Origin of the sequence: Streptomyces lateritius (assembly GCF_014649715.1) — a bacterium.
In the GTDB taxonomy this organism is placed as follows: Bacteria; Actinomycetota; Actinomycetes; order Streptomycetales; family Streptomycetaceae; genus Streptomyces; species Streptomyces lateritius.
The window spans coordinates 207076-222994 of sequence record NZ_BMTO01000004.1 but is presented as its reverse complement, the minus strand read 5'-3'; the positions used below and the strand labels follow the sequence as shown (position 1 = coordinate 222994).

The following is a 15919-nucleotide window of genomic DNA, read 5'->3' as shown; positions in this document are numbered from 1 at the left end:
GTCGTCCTCCTCGCCCCCGAGGAGGACGACCCCCGTGACGGCGGCCGCCGCCACCACGACCGCCGCCGCGGCGAAGGCGAGGGCCTTTCCGCGCCCCCGGGGTGCGGGAGGACCCGCCGCCGGCCGGGTGTGCGCGGTCCACGTCGTGCCGTCCCACCAGCGTTCGACAGCGGGGATGCCCGGGTCCGGATACCAGCCCGGGGGTGTGGTCATGCTCATCCCGCCACCCTAGGCCGTCTCCGTGAAGTCCCGCCCGGCCCGCGACGCCTGGCACGCACGCTCGCCGCGTTGCCGGGATCACCCGAGTACGCCCAGGACGAGGGCGACCCTCCGCCTTGCGATCACACGCCCAGACGCCGCGGGCCCCGCCCTGCGGGCAGACGGTCATCGCCGCCGGGCACTCCCCCGCGGGCCTGGATGCCGGGTCGGGGCCGGGTCGGGGGGAGTCGAAGGGGCGGCGGGAGCGGATGGTCGACTCTCGCTGAGGCGGGGTGCCTGCCCGGGAAGCTTCTCGTCGATCACGGTGTCAGCCGGATGAGGACGGTGGCGCGAGGTGCAGGCGGCCGGGGTGTTTGTCGTGGCGGGTGGGGATGCCACGCCATGGTCGACATCCACTGATTGATCATTTCCGCTAATGAGTGCCATGCCGAAGTCGGCGTTGTTCGGCCCGCCACCGTGGGCGAAGGTGATTCCGGGCCTGCCACCGGGCCTCTTGAGTTCGTCACACCGGTATCGGCGACCGAGCGGCCGGCGGCTTTTCAAGGCTCATCATTCTGATCCCCGCCGAATGGGGCGCAAAGCAGTGCCCCCCTTGTCTCATATGGAGGGTCCATGACCTCACGCAAGATCACCGCCGCCGCGCTGACGACCGCCGCTCTGGCCGCAGTGGTCGTCGGTCCCGCGAGCCCCGCGAGTGCCGCGGTCGTCGAGCGCAAGTGCGCCACCATGCAAGACCACACGATCACCACACCAGGGCATGACGTAGCCCTTGAGCTCACCATGTGCGTGGAAAGGGATTCCACGGGCGTTTACCGGGCTACGTCCACCGTGTGGTGGACTCACGGTGGATGGAACGTCGACTTCGAGAAGCTGGAGTACCACCTCCGTCTGGAAAGGTACGACGTCGTCAAGAGGGGAGCCGTCTGCGACTTGAAGGCGAAGGTGAACAGCGACGGGAGCGGCTCCTCGGTCTGCCAGGTGGCATGGACGTCCACCACGGCGCCGGTGACGGCTGACGGCACCTTCGTCTACAACCACAACAACGATGGCGAGGGCGACTACAGGTTGGAACTCACCGGCAGCCCCTCCATCTAGGATCGCTCAGGCGCGGGCGTGGGGTCGGCCATGCGATCACCGGCGTCCCGATGTCTCGACACCGGGACGAGGGATGCGCGGCACGATCCGCCGGCGCCGCAGCCCGGCTGCGCGGGTGCTCGAAGTCGTAGCCCTTGTCGGCGAGCGGCTCGGCCGGGCGGCGGCGCCGGCGTCCGTAGCGGGAGCGGATCGGCGGGATGCCGCGCGTCGGCGGTGTCAGGGCCTGGCTGTCGTGCGGGTGGCCCCCGGGACCTCCGGCTGTTCATGGGGAAGTCGCCGTCGAGGCGGCGCCTCTGCAGCCCTGGCAGGGAAACGGCGCATCAGTCCAGTGGGGTGAGCACGGGGTTGGTGGCGTGGTCGTCGATCTGCCGGGGACCGAGTTCGCGGGCAGTGTCGAGGAGCGCCTGGACATGGGGCGCGGGGGCGGAGTCGGGCAGAACCAGCGCCCATTCGGTGAGCGCGGCGTCGTTGATCGGCAGCAGCGCGACCCCGGGGTAGCTGTAGTACCGCGGGACATGACCGTTGAGGGGGCAGACGATGCGTCCGGCCGCGACCAGGGCGAGGACTTCATGGAAGGTCCGCGCCCGCGGTCCGCGGGGGATCGGGCGGCCGCTGGGGGTGTGGTCGGGGCACATGGCATCGAACCACTCCCGCGGCACGTGCTCGCCGGGGTCGAGAACCGTCTGACCGGCCAAGTCCTCCATCGACACGAAGCTGCTCGCTGCCAGGGGTGAATCCTGGGCGACGGCCAGGACCCGGCCCTCCCTCAGCACGACGGGCCCGCATGACGCTCGGTCCTCCGGCACGGGCAGCCACATGAGCTGCAGATCCACCTCACCGGTTCGGAGCTTCACGAACGGGTCGCTGAAGTGGAATTCCACGAACTCCACCCCGCATTCCGGGTATCGGGTCACATACGCCTGCACAAGCCAGCTCAGCTCCGACGGCAGGGCTCCCATCACTCCCAGCCGTACGGTCCCGCAGCAGCCACGGGCCGCGGCAGCTGCCCGGTCCATGGCCTCTCGTATGAGCCCGAAACCAGGCTCCAAGTCGTCTCGCAGGCGCTGCCCCAGGAGCGTCAGCGCAACGGTCCGGGTGCTGCGGTCGAACAGGGCACCGCCCAGCCGTCGCTCCTGCTGTTTGATCGACTGGCTGACACGCGCCTGGGACAGGTGCAGCCGCTCCGCCGTCCGCCCGAAGTGCAGCTCCTCCGCGAGGGTCAGGAAGATCTCGATGTCTCGCAGCTCCACAGCGTCCCCTGATCGATCATTCCCGCTGACGAGTGTCTTGCCGAAACCCGCGTTGTTCGGCCCGCCAGCGTAGAGGAAGCCCGTCCGTCCGGAGCGAATTCGCTCCTGCGTGCCCACCCCGGAGAGCCGCTGGGCCTCCCGTCTCAGGAAGAGGAACGATGAAATCTTTCCGTGTGCTCCAGGTCGCTGCTGCGTCGGCGTTGGCCCTTGTCCCCGTGCTCGGCATGCCCGCTCCGGCCTCCGCCGCCACATACTGCAGCACGCACCAGGACAAGGAATTTCCGACGAACGGGTACAACACCGACGTCACTGTCAAGATATGTATCGAACAAGACGTCCCCACGGGCGCCTACCGGGCCATAGCCAGCGTTTCCTGGCAGGAGGGCGCCGGCAACAAGTTCAACAACTTCGATGTGCACCTTCGGACGGAAAAGTACGACGTGACCTTCCACGGCATGGTGTGCGACCTGACGGCGCAGATCAACCGCTTCGAGGCCAATCACGTGGACTGCAAGGTCGCGTGGGACTACCGCTCGCCCGGCGGGGTGACGGGTGACGCCACCGTCCTTTACGACATCGCCGACGACGGCGAGGGCGAGCTCCGTTGGGATCTCACGGGCTCCCCCTCCATGTGAGCGCGAGGCGGGTGCGGTCGTCGGACGGCGGAGTGGATGTGGTCCGGGCCTCACGGGGGGAGACGCGGACCTCCGGTGCGGTGAAGCCTGAACAGCCTCACCGCACCGGAGGTCTTCGCCATGATCAAGACCCGCGTCCGTCGACAACGCTCGTGATCAATACGCCTAGAGCGGGGTCACGTACGCGCCCGCGATGCCGCCGTCGACGAGGAAGTCGGTGGCGTTGACGAAGGAGGAGTCGTCGCTGGCGAGGAAGGCGACGGCGGCGGCGATCTCCTCGGCCTCGGCGAAGCGGCCGACCGGGATGTGCACGAGCCGGCGGGCGGCGCGCTCCGGGTCCTTGGCGAAGAGTTCCTGGAGGAGCGGGGTGTTCACGGGCCCAGGGCAGAGCGCGTTGACGCGGATGCCCTCGCGGGCGAACTGGACGCCCAGTTCGCGGGACATGGCGAGCACGCCGCCCTTGGAGGCGGTGTACGAGATCTGGCTGGTGGCGGCGCCCATGACGGCGACGAAGGAGGCGGTGTTGATGATCGAGCCGCGACCCTGCCGGCGCATGTAGGGCAGGGCGGCCTTGCAGCACAGGTAGACGGAGGTGAGGTTGACGTCCTGGACGCGCTTCCAGGCGTCGAGCTCCGTGGTGAGGATGGAGTCGTCGTCGGGGGGCGAGATGCCGGCGTTGTTGAAGGCGATGTCGACGGAGCCGTAGGTGTCGAAGGCGGTCTTGAAGAGCGCCTCGACCTGCTCGGGGTCGGTGACGTCGACCTGGACGAAGGTGCCGCCGACCTCCTCGGCGGCGGCCTTCCCGGCCGTCTCGTCGATGTCGCCGCAGACGACGTGGGCGCCCTCGGAGGCGAGCCGGCGGGCGGTGGCGAGTCCGATGCCGCTGCCGGCCCCGGTGATGACGGCGGTACGGCCGACCAGGCGGCGGCAGACGGGCTCTTCGGTGCGGTCGGTCATGTCTCTCAGGCCTCCGTGCTGATGAAGACGTTCTTGGTTTCGGTGAAGGCGGTCAGGGCGTCGGGGCCGAGTTCGCGGCCGAGGCCGGACTGCTTGTAGCCGCCGAACGGGGTGGCGTAGCGGACGCTGGAGTGGGAGTTGACGGAGAGGTTGCCGGCCCGTACGGCCCGGGAGACGCGGACGGCGCGGCCCACGTCGCGGGTCCAGATGGAGCCGGACAGGCCGTACTCGGTGGCGTTGGCGAGGCGGATCGCGTCGGCCTCGTCCGTGAAGGGCAGGACGACGGCGACCGGCCCGAAGATCTCCTCGACGGCGCAGGGCGCGTCCTCGGCGACGCCGGTGAGGACGGTCGGCGGGAACCAGAAGCCGGGGCCCTCGGGGGCCTTGCCGCGGATGCCGGGGAGGGTGTCGGGGACGTAAGCCCGTACGCGCTCCAGCTGGGCGCGCGAGATCAGCGGGCCCATCTGGGTCCGTTCGTCGGCGGGGTCGCCGACGACGATCTCCTCGACGGCGGGGGTGAGCAGTTCCAGGAAGCGGTCGTACACCGACCGCTGGACGAGGATGCGGGTGCGGGCGCAGCAGTCCTGGCCGCTGTTGTCGAGGAAGGACATCGGTGCGGCGGCCGCGGCGGCCTCGATGTCGGAGTCGGCGAAGACGAGGTTGGGGCTCTTGCCGCCGAGTTCCAGGGTCACGCGTTTCACCTGGTCCGCGCAGGTCGCCATGATCGACTTGCCGACGCGGGTGGAGCCGGTGAAGACGATCTTGGCGATGCCGGGGTGTCGGACGAGCGCGTCGCCCGCGACGGCGCCCTCGCCCGGCAGGACCTGGAAGAGGCCGTCGGGGAGCCCGGCCTCCAGGGCGAGTTCGGCGAGCCGGAGAGCCGTGAGAGGGGTGGCCTCGGCGGGCTTGAGGAGTACCGCGTTGCCGGCGGCGAGGGCCGGGGCGAGAGCCCATGCGGCGATCGGCATGGGGAAGTTCCAGGGCGCGATCACGCCGACGACACCGAGGGGTTCGAGCAGGGTGATGTCGATCCCGCCCGCGACGGGGATCTGGCGGCCGCTGAGCCGTTCCACCCCCCCGGCCGCGAAGTCGAGCAGATCGCGGACGTTGCCCGCCTCCCAGCGGGCGTTGCCGAGGGTGTGGCCGGCCTCGCGGACCTCCAGGAGGGCGAGCTCCTCGTTGTGGGCGTCGACGACGGCGGCGAAACGGCGCAGCAGCCCGGCCCGGCCGGCGGGGGCGAGTGCGGCCCATCCGCGCTGGGCCTCGGTCGCGCGGGCGACGGCGGTGTCGACGTCCGCCGGGGTCGCGGCGGGGACGGTGGCGACGACCTCCTCGGTCGCCGGGTTGAGGACGATCAGTTCGTGCGGTCCATGCAGTTCGTGCGACAACGCGTTCCTCACATGCGTTCGAAGGAGCGGCGCAGCTCCCAGTCGGTCACCGCGGCGTCGTACGCGTCGAGTTCGACGCGGGCCATGTTGCGGTAGTGGGCGACGACCTCGTCACCGAAGGCGGCCTTGGCGATCGGGCTGGTCTCCCACAGCTCGGCGGCCTCGCGCAGGGTGGTCGGGACGTGGGCGTACTCGGCGGTGTAGGCGTTGCCGTCGCAGGCCGGGGGCAGTTCGAGACGGTGCTCGATGCCGTACAGGCCGGCGGCGACCAGGCCGGCGACGGCGAGGTGGGGGTTGACGTCTCCGCCGGGGAGGCGGTTCTCGAAGCGCATCGAGCGGCCGTGGCCGACGACGCGCAGGGAACAGGTGCGGTTGTCGACGCCCCAGGCGACGGCGGTGGGGGCGAAGGAGCCGGGCTGGAAGCGCTTGTAGGAGTTGATGTTGGGGGCGTAGAGGAGGGAGAAATCGCGCAGGGCGGCGAGCTGGCCGGCGAGGAAGTACCGCATGACGTCCGACATGCCGCCGGGCCCGTCACCGGCCATCACGTTGCGGCCGGGTTCGTCGAGGGCCTGGAGGGAGAGGTGGATGTGGCAGGAGTTGCCCTCGCGCTCGTTGTACTTCGCCATGAAGGTGAGCGAGACGCCCTCCTGGGCGGCGATCTCCTTGGCGCCCGTCTTGTAGACGGCGTGCTGGTCGCAGGTGACGAGCGCCTCGTCGTACTTGAAGGCGATCTCGTGCTGTCCGGGGTTGCACTCGCCCTTGGCGGACTCCACGGTCAGGCCGGCGCCGGCCATCTCGTTGCGGATGCGGCGCAGCAGGGGTTCGACGCGGCCGGTACCGAGGACGGAGTAGTCGACGTTGTACTGGTTGGCCGGGGTCAGACCCCGGTAGTTCGCGTTCCAGGCCTGCTCGTAGGTGTCCTTGAAGACGATGAACTCGAGCTCCGTGCCGACGTGGGCGGTCCAGCCGTGCTCGGCGAGCCGTTCCAGCTGGCGGCGGAGGATCTGGCGGGGGGCGGCGACGACGGGCGAGCCGTCGCTCCAGGCGAGGTCGGCGATGAGCATCGCCGTACCCTCGTTCCAGGGGACGCGGCGCAGGGTGGTGAGGTCGGGGAGCATGGCGAAGTCGCCGTAGCCGCGGTCCCAGGAGGACATCTCGTATCCGTCGACCGTGTTCATCTCGGTGTCGACGGCCAGGAGATAGTTGCAGCCCTCGGTGCCGTGGTCGAGGACGTCGTCGAGGAAGAACGGTGCGGCGAACCGCTTGCCCTGGAGCCGCCCCTGCATGTCGGGGAAGGCCAGGACGACCGTGTCGATCTCACCGCTCGCCACGAGGGCGCGTAGCTCCTCGACGGAGAGCGGGGCTTTGCGGTCTGCCACGGGATTACTCCTCCTTCGGTCAGCCGGAAGACATAAGGTATTGCGGAAGACCATTGATTGGGAAGGGGAAACGGCAACGTGGCCAGTACGAGTGAATCGGCGGACCGGCTGACGCCCGTGCTGCGGCCGGTCCGGGCGGGGAACGGTTTCGAGGAGGCGCTGGAGCAGATCCTGCAGGTGGTGCGCCTGGGGCTCGTCCCCGGCGGGGAGCGGCTGCCCGCCGAGCGGGAACTGGCCGAGCGGATGGGGATCAGCCGCGTCACCCTGCGCGAGGTCCTGAAGGTCCTCCAGGAACAGGGCCTGGTGGAGAGCCGGCGGGGCCGCTACGGCGGGACGTTCGTGCTGCACCGGCCCCAGACGGCCGACGAGGACGAGCTGCGCCGCCGGATCGCCGCCGTCGACGTCGAGGACACGCTGCGCTTCCGCGAGGTGCTGGAGGTCGGCGCGGCCGGGCTCTGCGCGGCGCACGGCCTGACCGACGAGGGCGCCGAGCGGCTCCGTACGGCTCTCGCGGCGACGCACGACGCCCCGCTGGCCGACTACCGCCGCCAGGACACGCTGCTGCACCTCACCCTGGCCGAGCTGTCGGGCTCACCGTCGCTCACGACGCAGTACGCGGCCGTCCGGGCGACGGTCAACGACCTGTTGGACTGCATCCCCCTCCTCGTACGCAATCTGGAGCACTCCCAGCACCAGCACACGGCCCTGGTGGAGGCGGTCCTCGACGGGGACGCGGACGCGGCACGCGAGGTGACGCGCGAACACTGCGGCGGCACGGCGGCGCTGCTGCGCGGCTTCCTGACATGAGGGGGCGGCCTGGCGGGCCCGCTGCGGCGCAAAGGTATGGGGCCAATCCATTGGGCCCGTTGCGGGGAGCTGACGCTGCTCGAAGACACCACCGGGGACAAGACCGCGCCCGACGACTACCTCGAACGCCGCGCCCTGCGCCGCGGCAGCGCCGGCTGGCTGCTGCTCACCGGGCTCGGCGTCGCCTATGTCGTCTCCGGCGACTTCTCCGGCTGGAACATCGGCCTGTCCAAGGGCGGCTTCGGCGGGCTCGCCGTCGCCACCGTCCTGATGGGCGCGATGTACGCCTGCCTCGTCTTCGCGCTGGCCGAACTCTCCGCCATCCTGCCCACCGCGGGCGGCGGTTACGGCTTCGCGCGCCGCGCGCTCGGCACCTGGGGCGGCTTCCTCACCGGCACCGCCATCCTCATCGAGTACATCCTCGCGCCCGCCGCGATCTCGATCTTCATCGGCGACTACGTCGAGTCGCTCGGCCTCTTCGGCCTGGAGTCCGGCTGGCCGGTCTACCTCGCCTGCTTCGTGATCTTCATCGGGATCCATCTGTACGGCGTGGGCGAGGCGCTGCGCTTCAGCCTGATCGTGACGGCGATCGCGGTCGCGGCGCTCGTGATCTTCGCGCTCGGCGCGCTCAGCGACTTCCACGTCGACGGGCTGAACGACATCCCGGTCGACGGCGAGGCCTTCGGCTCCAACTCCTGGCTGCCCTACGGTCTCCTCGGCATCTGGGCGGCGTTCCCCTTCGGCATGTGGTTCTTCCTCGGCGTCGAGGGTGTGCCGCTCGCCGCGGAGGAGGCCAAGGATCCGGTCCGCTCGATGCCCAGGGCGCTCGCCCTGTCGATGGGCATCCTGGTGCTGCTCGCCGTGGTGACCTTCTTCGCCTCCACGGGCGCCCGCGGCTCGGCGGCGATCCAAGAGGCGGGCAACCCGCTGGTGGTGGCACTGCAGGGCGACGGCGACCCGACGACGCTGAGCCGCTTCGTGAACTACGCCGGTCTCGCGGGGCTCGTGGCCTCGTTCTTCTCACTCATCTACGCCGGTTCACGCCAGCTCTTCGCCCTGTCGAGGGCCGGCTACCTGCCCCGGTTCCTCTCCCTGACCAGCCGGCGCAAGTCACCGTACCTGGGGCTGCTGATCCCGGGTGCCATCGGCTTCGCGCTCGCCGCCGGGACCGGCGACGGGGCGCGGATGCTGAACATCGCCGTGTTCGGAGCCACCATCTCGTACGCCCTGATGGCGCTCTCCCACATCGTGCTGCGCCGCCGCGAGCCGGAGCTGCCCCGGCCGTACCGGACACCGGGCGGCGTGGTGACCTCGTCGGTCGCCCTCGTCCTCGCCGCCTCCGCGCTGGTGGCGACCTTCCTGGTCGACAAGGAGGCGGCGTTCATCGCACTGGCGGTCTATGTGATCGCCCTCGCCTACTTCGCGTTCTACAGTCGGCACCATCTGGTGGCCAAGGCACCGGAGGAGGAGTTCGCGGCGCTCGCGGCGGCCGAGGCCGAGCTGGAACGCGACTGACGCCCCCATCCCCTACCGGAGGAACACCCGTGAACCCCGTGCCCCCCGTGACCAAGCCGCTCATCGGCGTGACGACCTACCTGGACCAGGCCCGCTGGGGGGTGTGGGACATGCCCGCCGCTCTGCTACCGGCGCAGTACCCCCGCCTGGTCCAGGCGAGCGGAGGCCTCGCGGCGATGCTTCCGCCGGACGAGCCGTCTGCGGCGGCCCGGGTGGTGGCCCGCCTCGACGCCCTGGTGGTCGCGGGCGGGGCGGACGTCGAGCCGGTACGGTACGGGGCCGCGCCCGACCCTCGTACGGGCCCGCCGGCCCGGGCCAGGGACGCCTGGGAGCTGGCCCTGGTGGAGGCGGCGCTGTCCTCGGGGACTCCGCTGCTCGGCATCTGCCGGGGCATGCAGCTGTTGAACGTGGCCCTCGGCGGGACCCTGATCCAGCACCTGGACGGCCACGTGGAGGCGGTCGGCGTGATCGGCCGGCACGCGGTGAAGCCGGTCCCGGGGACGCGGTACGCCTCGCTGGTCCCGGAGCTGACCTCGGTGCCGACCTACCACCACCAGGCGGTGGACCGCCTGGGCAAGGGCCTGGCGCCCTCGGCGTACGCGGAGGACGGCACCGTCGAGGCGATCGAACTGGCTGAACCGGCCTGGGCGTTGGGCGTCCAGTGGCACCCGGAGATGGGCGAGGACCTACGGGTGATGCGGGGCCTGGTCACGGCGGCGGCGGGGGCCTGAGCCGAGGCCACTCCGGCCGGACGGCGCCCGGGGTGCCTCGTCGATCAGGACGGGATCAGGCCGGACGGCCCCCGGAGGGCCGGGTCACGCCCGGGTCAGGGACAGCAGGTCGCGCGCCGGGCCCGTGGGGCGGTGGCCGGTGGGCCAGACCGCGCGCAGGTCGCGGCGGAGCAGGACACCCTCGACCGGAATCTCCACCAGACGGCGCGAGGCCAGCTCCTCCATGATCGCGAGCTCGCTCAGGACCGCCGGACCGGCGCCGCTGACCGCCGCCGCCTTCACCGCCGTGGTGGAGGCCAGTTCGAGCAGCGGCTGGGCCAGGCCGCCGTGGGCGGCGAGCGCGGAGTCGAGGACCTGACGGGTGCCCGAGCCCCTTTCGCGCAGGATCAGCGGAGTCGCGGCCAGTTCGGATGGGTCGAGGCGCTTGCGGCGGCGGGACCACGGATGGGAGGGCGCGGCGACCACGGCCAGCCGGTCGTGGGCGACGACCGCCCCGTTCAGGCCCTCCGGCACGGCGAGCCCCTCCACGAAACCCAGGTCCGCCTCGCCGGCGAGCAGTCGCTCCGCGACCACCGCCGAGTTCCCCGCCATGAGGGACACGGCCGTGCCGGGCCGCTCCGCGCGCAGCGCGATCAGCCAGCCCGGCAGCAGGTACTCGGCGATCGTCATCGAGGCGGCCACCCGCAGCCGCGAGTCCCGGCGCCCCCGCAGCGCCTGCGCGCCGGCGTCGAAGGCCTCCGCCGCCTCCACGATCCGCCGTGCCCAGTCCGTCACCAGGGCGCCCGCGTCCGTGAGCCGCGAGCCACGCGGCGAACGGTCCACCAGCGCCACCCCCAGCTGCCGCTCCATCGAGCGGATGCGGCTGCTCGCGGCGGGCTGGGTGATCCCGACCTCCCGGGCGGCCCGTCCCAGGCTCCCGTGGCGGGCGACGGCCAGGAGGAGTTCGAGCGCGCCGAGATCGGGGACCCGGTGGGACAGGGGGGAGGTGACACTGCTCTCACTGGTCATAAAGTCAGCTTATGACGTCATAGCGCCAAGATCCCTGGTCGGGACAGCGCATCGGTACGACGGTGAAGCCATGGCAACCCTCGCACCTTCCCGTCCGGTCCCCCTCGCCACCACCCCCGGCGTGCGGGCGGCCGCGGTCCGTCACCTCGGCCCCAACTGGTACGCCTCCGTGATGGGCACCGCCATCGTCGCCAACGCGGGAGCCGCCCTCCCCGTGCACGTCCCCGGTCTGCGCACCGCCTGCGCGGCCGTATGGGCGCTCTCCCTGGCGATGCTCCTGACCCTGCTCACGGCCCGCTCCCTGCACTGGATCCACCACCGCGACCGGGCGCGCGCACATCTGCTCGACCCGGCCGTCGCCCCGTTCTACGGCTGTCTGTCGATGGCGATGCTCGCGGTCGGCGGCGGCGCCATGACCGTCGGCAGGGACTGGATCGGGCTCCCGGCGGCCGTGGCGCTCGACACCGTCCTGTTCACGGCGGGCACGGTGATCGGTCTGGCCGCGGCCGTAGCGATCCCCTACCTCATGGTGGTCCACCACAGGATCGAGAGCGCCTCCCCGGTGTGGCTGCTGCCGGTGGTGGCGCCGATGGTCTCCGCCGCCGTGGGCCCCCTCCTCCTCCCCCACCTGCCCGCCGGGCAGGCGCAGCAGACGCTGCTGATCGCCTGCTACGCGATGTTCGGCGTCAGTCTGCTCGCCACCCTCGTGATGCTGCCGCTCATCTTCGGCCGGCTGGTCACCGGCGGCCCGCTGCCGCTCGCGCTCACCCCCACGCTCTTCCTGGTCCTCGGCCCGCTTGGCCAGTCGACCACCGCCGCGAACACGTTCGCGGACGCCGCCCCGGGCCTGCTGCCGGCCCCGTACGGACAGGGCTTCACCGCCTTCGCCGTCCTCCACGGCGTGCCGGTCATGGGCTTCGCCCTGCTGTGGCTGGCGCTCGCCGGGGCGCTGGTCCTGCGGGCGCGGTACCGGGGCATGGGGTTCGCGATGACCTGGTGGGCCTTCACCTTCCCGGTCGGGACGTGTGTGACGGGCGCGGAGGGACTGGCCCGGCACACCGGGCTCGACGCCTTCCGGTGGCTCGCGATCGTGCTGTACGTGTTCCTCGTCGCCGCCTGGCTGGTGGCCGCCCTCCACACCGCGCGGGGCCTGCTCGGCGGGACGCTGCTCGCGGAGCCCGGCCAGTGAGATGACGCCCCGCCCGCCGCGTTCGGCTCGTCTGGCGGGATCCTGAGAACACGGGCCACAGCCCTCAGAGGTCGGTGGCCTCGATGTGTTCGGCGACGGCGACGACGAGCAGGCGGGTGCCGGGCTCGGTGGCACGCCACCGGTGCCGTACCCCTCCGGAGAGGTAGAGCGTGTCGCCGCGTTCGAGCCGGTAGGCGCGGCCCTCGGCCTCGACCTCGGCGGCGCCGTCGGCGACGAAGAGCAACTCGTCGTTGCGGTGCTGGAATTCGCGGCCCGCGTCCCGCTCGCCGGTGAACTCGAGCGCGTGCAGCTGATGGCGGCCGCGCACCAGGGGCCGTACCCCGGCGGGCAGGTCGTGGAGCTCTTCCTCGTCGGACCGTACGACGTCGACGGTACGGGCGGACTCGGCGGCGGCGAGCAGTTCGCCGGACGTGGTGTCGAGCGCTTCGGCGACGAGCTGCAGGGAGCGCATGCTGGGTCTGGCCCGCTCGTTCTCGATCTGGCTGAGGAAGGGCACGGAGAGACCGCTGCGCGAGGCGACGACGGCCAGGGTGAGCTGGAGCGCTCTGCGGCGCCTCTTGACGGCCGCGCCCACGCGTGGGGATTCCTTGTCGTCCATGTCGGCTCCCTCCCTCGTCCCTCGTCTGCTGTGTACTGGTCGGTTACCTGAACCTTACGCAGCTTTGGGCTGGGGTTTCGCGTCGTGGCGAAAAGGGGCGGCCGCCGAACACGGTCGGCGACCGCCCCCTTCCGGACAGGAGTCGGAAGACTCGGAATCCGTCGCACTCCTCGCTACGGGGTCAGTTTCTCCGGGAGGCCGGGGTTCTTCTCCAGCCAGCCGCGGACCGCCTCCTGCTCCTTGCCCTTGCCGGACTGCTGGATGGCGGCTTCGAGATCCGTCAGCTGCTTCTCGGTCAGCTCGAAGTTCTTCAGCCAGGCGCCGACCTCGGGGTTGTCGGCGGTGAAGCCCTTGCGGGCCAGGGTGTGCACGCCGTCGCCCTTGCCCCAGGAGCCCTTCGGGTCCTTGAGCTTCTTGAGGTCGTAGGTCGAGTAGGCCCAGTGCGGGGACCAGAGCGTGACGACGACCGGTTCCTTCTTGTCGTAGGCGCGCTTCAGCTCGGCGAGCATGCCGGGCGTGGAGCCGTCGACGACCTTGTACTCACCCTTGAGGCCGTAGTCGTTCAGGACCTTGTCCTTGAGGATGCCCATCATTCCCGCGCTCGGCTCGATGCCGATGATCCGGCCCTTGAACTCGCCGCTCCTGCCCTTGAGGTCGTCGAGCGAGTCGACGCCCTTCATGTAGGACGGCACGGACAGCTCCAGGGAGGTGGGGCCGTACCAGGAGCCGAGGTCCTCGAGCTTGTTGCGGTACTTCTCCCAGTACTGGGCGTGGGTGACGGGGAGCCAGGCGTCGGTCTGGAAGTCGATCTGGCCGCCGGCGAGGCCGGTGTAGAGCGCGCCGGCCTCCAGCTGCCTGGTCTCGACCTCGTAGCCGCGCCGTTCCAGGAGCTCCTTCCAGAGGAAGGTGGAGGCGATCCCCTCGTCCCACGGGATGTAGCCGAGGCTGATCTCCTTGCCGTGGCCGGTGTTCTTGCCGCCGCCGGCCGTGGCGGTCGCCGGGCTGCCGGCGCCCAGGAAGCCCATGCCGCCCGCGACGAGCGCGAGCACGACGACGCCGACGAGGGCGGTGACGGGCTGGGGGCGGTGGCCCCAGACCTTCGCCCCGGTGCGGGCGGCTACCGCGGCCCGTGCCTTGGCGAGGGCCCGGCGGCCGAGCGGCGAGACCTGGCGGCCCAGCGCGCCGGTCATCCGGTCCAGGTACATGGCGAGGATGACGATGGAGACGCCGGCCTCGAAGCCGAGACCGATGTCGACGTTGCCGATGGCGCGGTAGACCGCGCCGCCGAGCCCGCCGCCGCCGACCATGCCGGCGATGACGACCATGGACAGGCCCAGCATGATCACCTGGTTGACGCCGGCCATGATCGTGGGCAGGGCGAGCGGCAGCTGAACGCGGAGCAGCGTGGCGCGGGGGCTCGTGCCGAACGCCTCGGCGGCCTCGACGAGTTCGCCGTCGACCTGCCGGATGCCGAGCTCGGTCATCCGCACGCCCGGCGGCAGGGCGAAGATGATGGTGGCGATGATGCCGGGGACCACACCGACGCCGAAGAAGATGATGCCGGGGATCAGGTAGACCATGGCGGGCATGGTCTGCATGAAGTCCAGGACCGGGCGCATGACGGCGCTGACGGTCTTGGAGCGGGCCGCCCAGATGCCGAGCGGGATCGCGATCGCCAGGGTCACCAGGGTGGCGACCAGTACGAGGGAGAGGGTCGACATGGCGTCGTCCCACAGCTCGATGGAGTCGACGAGCGCGAAGCCCGCGAAGGCGAGGACGCCGGCGGACAGACCACGCAGCCACCAGGCGACGACGGCGAGGATGCCGGCGAAGAGCAGGGGCTCGGGCGCGGAGAGGACCGCGTCGATCCCGTCGTACAGACCGGTGACGGCGGCGCTGACGGCGTCGAAGAGCCAGGCGAGCTGCGCCTGGAGCCAGTCGACGGAGCTGTCGACCCACGGGCCGAGGGGGAGCCTAGGCATGGGAGATCACCTCCGTGCCGGTGGCGCAGGCGAGGGGCGGGCGCTGTTCGTCCCCGATGAAGCCGATCAGCCGGGACTGCGGTACGACTCCGAGGACCGCGCCGTCGGTGTCCTTGACGGCCACCGGGTGCGGAACGCGGGCGCTGACCGCGCACAGGTCGGCGACGAGGGTGTCGGGGCCGACGGTCTCGCAGCCGCAGGAGTCGGGCGCGGGGTGCTCGGGGGTGGTCATCACCGAGGCGGCCGTGAGCACCCGCGAACGGTCGACGTCCTGGATGAAGGAGGCGACGTAGTCGTTGGCGGGGCGGATCAGGATGTCCTCGGCGGTGCCGAGCTGGACGATCCGACCGTCCCGCATGACCGCGATCCGGTCGCCGAGGCGCATGGCCTCGTTGAGGTCGTGGGTGATGAAGACGATCGTCTTCTTCAGCCGCTTCTGCAGTTCCAGGAGCTGGTCCTGCATGTCGCGGCGGATCAGCGGGTCGAGCGCGCTGAACGACTCGTCCATGAGGAGCAGATCGGCGTCGGTGGCGAGCGCGCGGGCCAGGCCGACGCGCTGCTGCATGCCCCCGGAGAGCTCGTCGGGCCAGGACTTCTCCCAGCCGGCGAGGCCGCACAGCTCCAGCGCCTCGACGGCGCGGGCCTCGCGCTCGGCGCGCGGGACGCCCTGGACCTCCAGGCCGTAGGCGGCGTTCTCCAGGACGCTGCGGTGCGGGAAGAGCGCGAAGTGCTGGAACACCATGCTGATCTTCGTGGATCGCACGGTGCGCAGATCGCGGGGGCTCAGCGCGGTGAGGTCCTTGCCGTCGAACAGCACCCGGCCCGCCGTGGGCTCGAGCAGGCCGTTGAGCATGCGCAGGAGGGTGGACTTGCCGGATCCGGACAGACCCATCACGACGAAGATCTGGCCGGGTTCGACGACGAAGGACGCGTCGATCACGGCGGCCGTCGTGCCGTCCGCGCGCAGCTCGTCGCGGTCCGCGCCGTCGGCGAGCTTCTTCACGGCTTCGTCGGGTCGTCTGCCGAACACCTTGTAGAGATGGTCGGCCTGGAGCCTGGACACATATACCTCACGCGTTGAAACGAAAACGGCCCTGCCCTAGGACTCCGTCCTGGGGCCCCCGCAGCCGGGCCGTGGAGCGGGG

General features: G+C 71.1%; 15 protein-coding genes. 6 read left to right on the top strand and 9 right to left on the bottom strand.

Annotated features, from left to right (window positions below; all coding sequences use genetic code 11):
* The coding region (locus tag IE136_RS09930; RefSeq protein WP_189600130.1) for a DUF2510 domain-containing protein at positions 1–219 on the bottom strand (219 nt) is incomplete at its 3' end.
* A 612-nt stretch (positions 220–831) separates the two neighbouring features.
* Between IE136_RS09930 and IE136_RS09925 the strand changes: the two genes are divergently transcribed.
* Positions 832–1314 (top strand): hypothetical protein, encoded by a 483-nt coding sequence (locus tag IE136_RS09925; RefSeq protein WP_158985632.1) that lies wholly within the window; start codon positions 832–834, stop codon positions 1312–1314.
* Positions 1315–1634: 320 nt separating this feature from the next.
* On the opposite strand, the gene IE136_RS09920 is transcribed toward IE136_RS09925, so the two are convergent.
* Positions 1635–2564, bottom strand: coding sequence for a LysR family transcriptional regulator (locus IE136_RS09920; RefSeq protein WP_189600129.1), 930 nt, complete (start codon positions 2562–2564; stop codon positions 1635–1637).
* Positions 2565–2737: 173 nt separating this feature from the next.
* Between IE136_RS09920 and IE136_RS09915 the strand changes: the two genes are divergently transcribed.
* Entirely contained in the window at positions 2738–3199 is a 462-nt protein-coding gene (locus tag IE136_RS09915) for a hypothetical protein (protein ID WP_189600128.1), read from the top strand.
* A gap of 165 nt (positions 3200–3364) precedes the next feature.
* On the opposite strand, the gene IE136_RS09910 is transcribed toward IE136_RS09915, so the two are convergent.
* The 3 genes from IE136_RS09910 to IE136_RS09900 are packed head-to-tail and all read right to left on the bottom strand — an operon-like array spanning position 3365 to position 6923.
* Complete coding sequence (locus IE136_RS09910) at positions 3365–4156, bottom strand: 3-oxoacyl-ACP reductase (protein WP_158985638.1); 792 nt, start codon at positions 4154–4156, stop codon at positions 3365–3367.
* Between the two features lie 5 nt (positions 4157–4161).
* Positions 4162–5544, bottom strand: coding sequence for an aldehyde dehydrogenase family protein (locus IE136_RS09905; protein WP_229818747.1), 1383 nt, complete (start codon positions 5542–5544; stop codon positions 4162–4164).
* Between the two features lie 8 nt (positions 5545–5552).
* The gene (locus tag IE136_RS09900; RefSeq protein WP_158985640.1) at positions 5553–6923 is read right to left on the bottom strand and encodes a glutamine synthetase family protein; all 1371 of its coding nucleotides are present in this window, start codon (positions 6921–6923) and stop codon (positions 5553–5555) included.
* A gap of 78 nt (positions 6924–7001) precedes the next feature.
* Between IE136_RS09900 and IE136_RS09895 the strand changes: the two genes are divergently transcribed.
* From IE136_RS09895 to IE136_RS09885, 3 genes are read left to right on the top strand one after another with little or no spacing between them, the layout of a single operon-like run.
* Positions 7002–7730, top strand: a complete 729-nt coding sequence (locus tag IE136_RS09895; RefSeq protein WP_189600127.1) for a FadR/GntR family transcriptional regulator — start codon at positions 7002–7004, stop codon at positions 7728–7730.
* Positions 7731–7766: 36 nt separating this feature from the next.
* Positions 7767–9245, top strand: a complete 1479-nt coding sequence (gene eat / locus IE136_RS09890; protein WP_229818746.1) for an ethanolamine permease — start codon at positions 7767–7769, stop codon at positions 9243–9245.
* Between the two features lie 47 nt (positions 9246–9292).
* On the top strand, positions 9293–9976 hold the full coding sequence (locus IE136_RS09885; RefSeq protein ID WP_158994078.1) for a gamma-glutamyl-gamma-aminobutyrate hydrolase family protein: 684 nt from the start codon (positions 9293–9295) through the stop codon (positions 9974–9976).
* An 84-nt stretch (positions 9977–10060) separates the two neighbouring features.
* Here IE136_RS09885 and IE136_RS09880 read toward each other — a convergent pair whose 3' ends face one another.
* The gene (locus IE136_RS09880) at positions 10061–10984 is read right to left on the bottom strand and encodes a LysR family transcriptional regulator (protein ID WP_189600126.1); all 924 of its coding nucleotides are present in this window, start codon (positions 10982–10984) and stop codon (positions 10061–10063) included.
* A gap of 70 nt (positions 10985–11054) precedes the next feature.
* Here IE136_RS09880 and IE136_RS09875 point away from each other — a divergent pair, with 70 nt between their 5' ends.
* Positions 11055–12173, top strand: coding sequence for a TDT family transporter (locus IE136_RS09875; RefSeq protein ID WP_189600125.1), 1119 nt, complete (start codon positions 11055–11057; stop codon positions 12171–12173).
* 64 nt (positions 12174–12237) lie between these two features.
* Here the strand turns inward: IE136_RS09875 and IE136_RS09870 are convergent, their stop codons facing one another.
* The 3 genes from IE136_RS09870 to IE136_RS09860 form a co-directional block, all read right to left on the bottom strand.
* On the bottom strand, positions 12238–12792 hold the full coding sequence (locus IE136_RS09870) for a helix-turn-helix domain-containing protein (protein ID WP_158985648.1): 555 nt from the start codon (positions 12790–12792) through the stop codon (positions 12238–12240).
* A 173-nt stretch (positions 12793–12965) separates the two neighbouring features.
* Positions 12966–14774: an ABC transporter permease/substrate binding protein gene (locus IE136_RS09865; RefSeq protein ID WP_158985650.1), complete on the bottom strand. Its 1809-nt coding sequence runs from the start codon at positions 14772–14774 to the stop codon at positions 12966–12968.
* Complete coding sequence (locus IE136_RS09860; RefSeq protein ID WP_158985652.1) at positions 14767–15837, bottom strand: quaternary amine ABC transporter ATP-binding protein; 1071 nt, start codon at positions 15835–15837, stop codon at positions 14767–14769. Before IE136_RS09860 ends, IE136_RS09865 begins: the two co-directional genes overlap by 8 nt.
* Between the last annotated feature and the right edge of the window lie 82 nt (positions 15838–15919).

Excerpts from the sequence above, each read along its gene's own strand:
- IE136_RS09925 (WP_158985632.1), top strand. The coding sequence starts at position 832 with ATGACCTCACGCAAGATCACCGCCGCCGCGCTGACGACCGCCGCTCTG.
- IE136_RS09910 (WP_158985638.1), bottom strand. The coding sequence starts at position 4,156 with ATGACCGACCGCACCGAAGAGCCCGTCTGCCGCCGCCTGGTCGGCCGT.
- eat (WP_229818746.1), top strand. The coding sequence starts at position 7,767 with ATGGGGCCAATCCATTGGGCCCGTTGCGGGGAGCTGACGCTGCTCGAA.
- IE136_RS09880 (WP_189600126.1), bottom strand. The coding sequence starts at position 10,984 with ATGACCAGTGAGAGCAGTGTCACCTCCCCCCTGTCCCACCGGGTCCCC.
- IE136_RS09875 (WP_189600125.1), top strand. The coding sequence starts at position 11,055 with ATGGCAACCCTCGCACCTTCCCGTCCGGTCCCCCTCGCCACCACCCCC.
- IE136_RS09870 (WP_158985648.1), bottom strand. The coding sequence starts at position 12,792 with ATGGACGACAAGGAATCCCCACGCGTGGGCGCGGCCGTCAAGAGGCGC.
- IE136_RS09865 (WP_158985650.1), bottom strand. The coding sequence starts at position 14,774 with ATGCCTAGGCTCCCCCTCGGCCCGTGGGTCGACAGCTCCGTCGACTGG.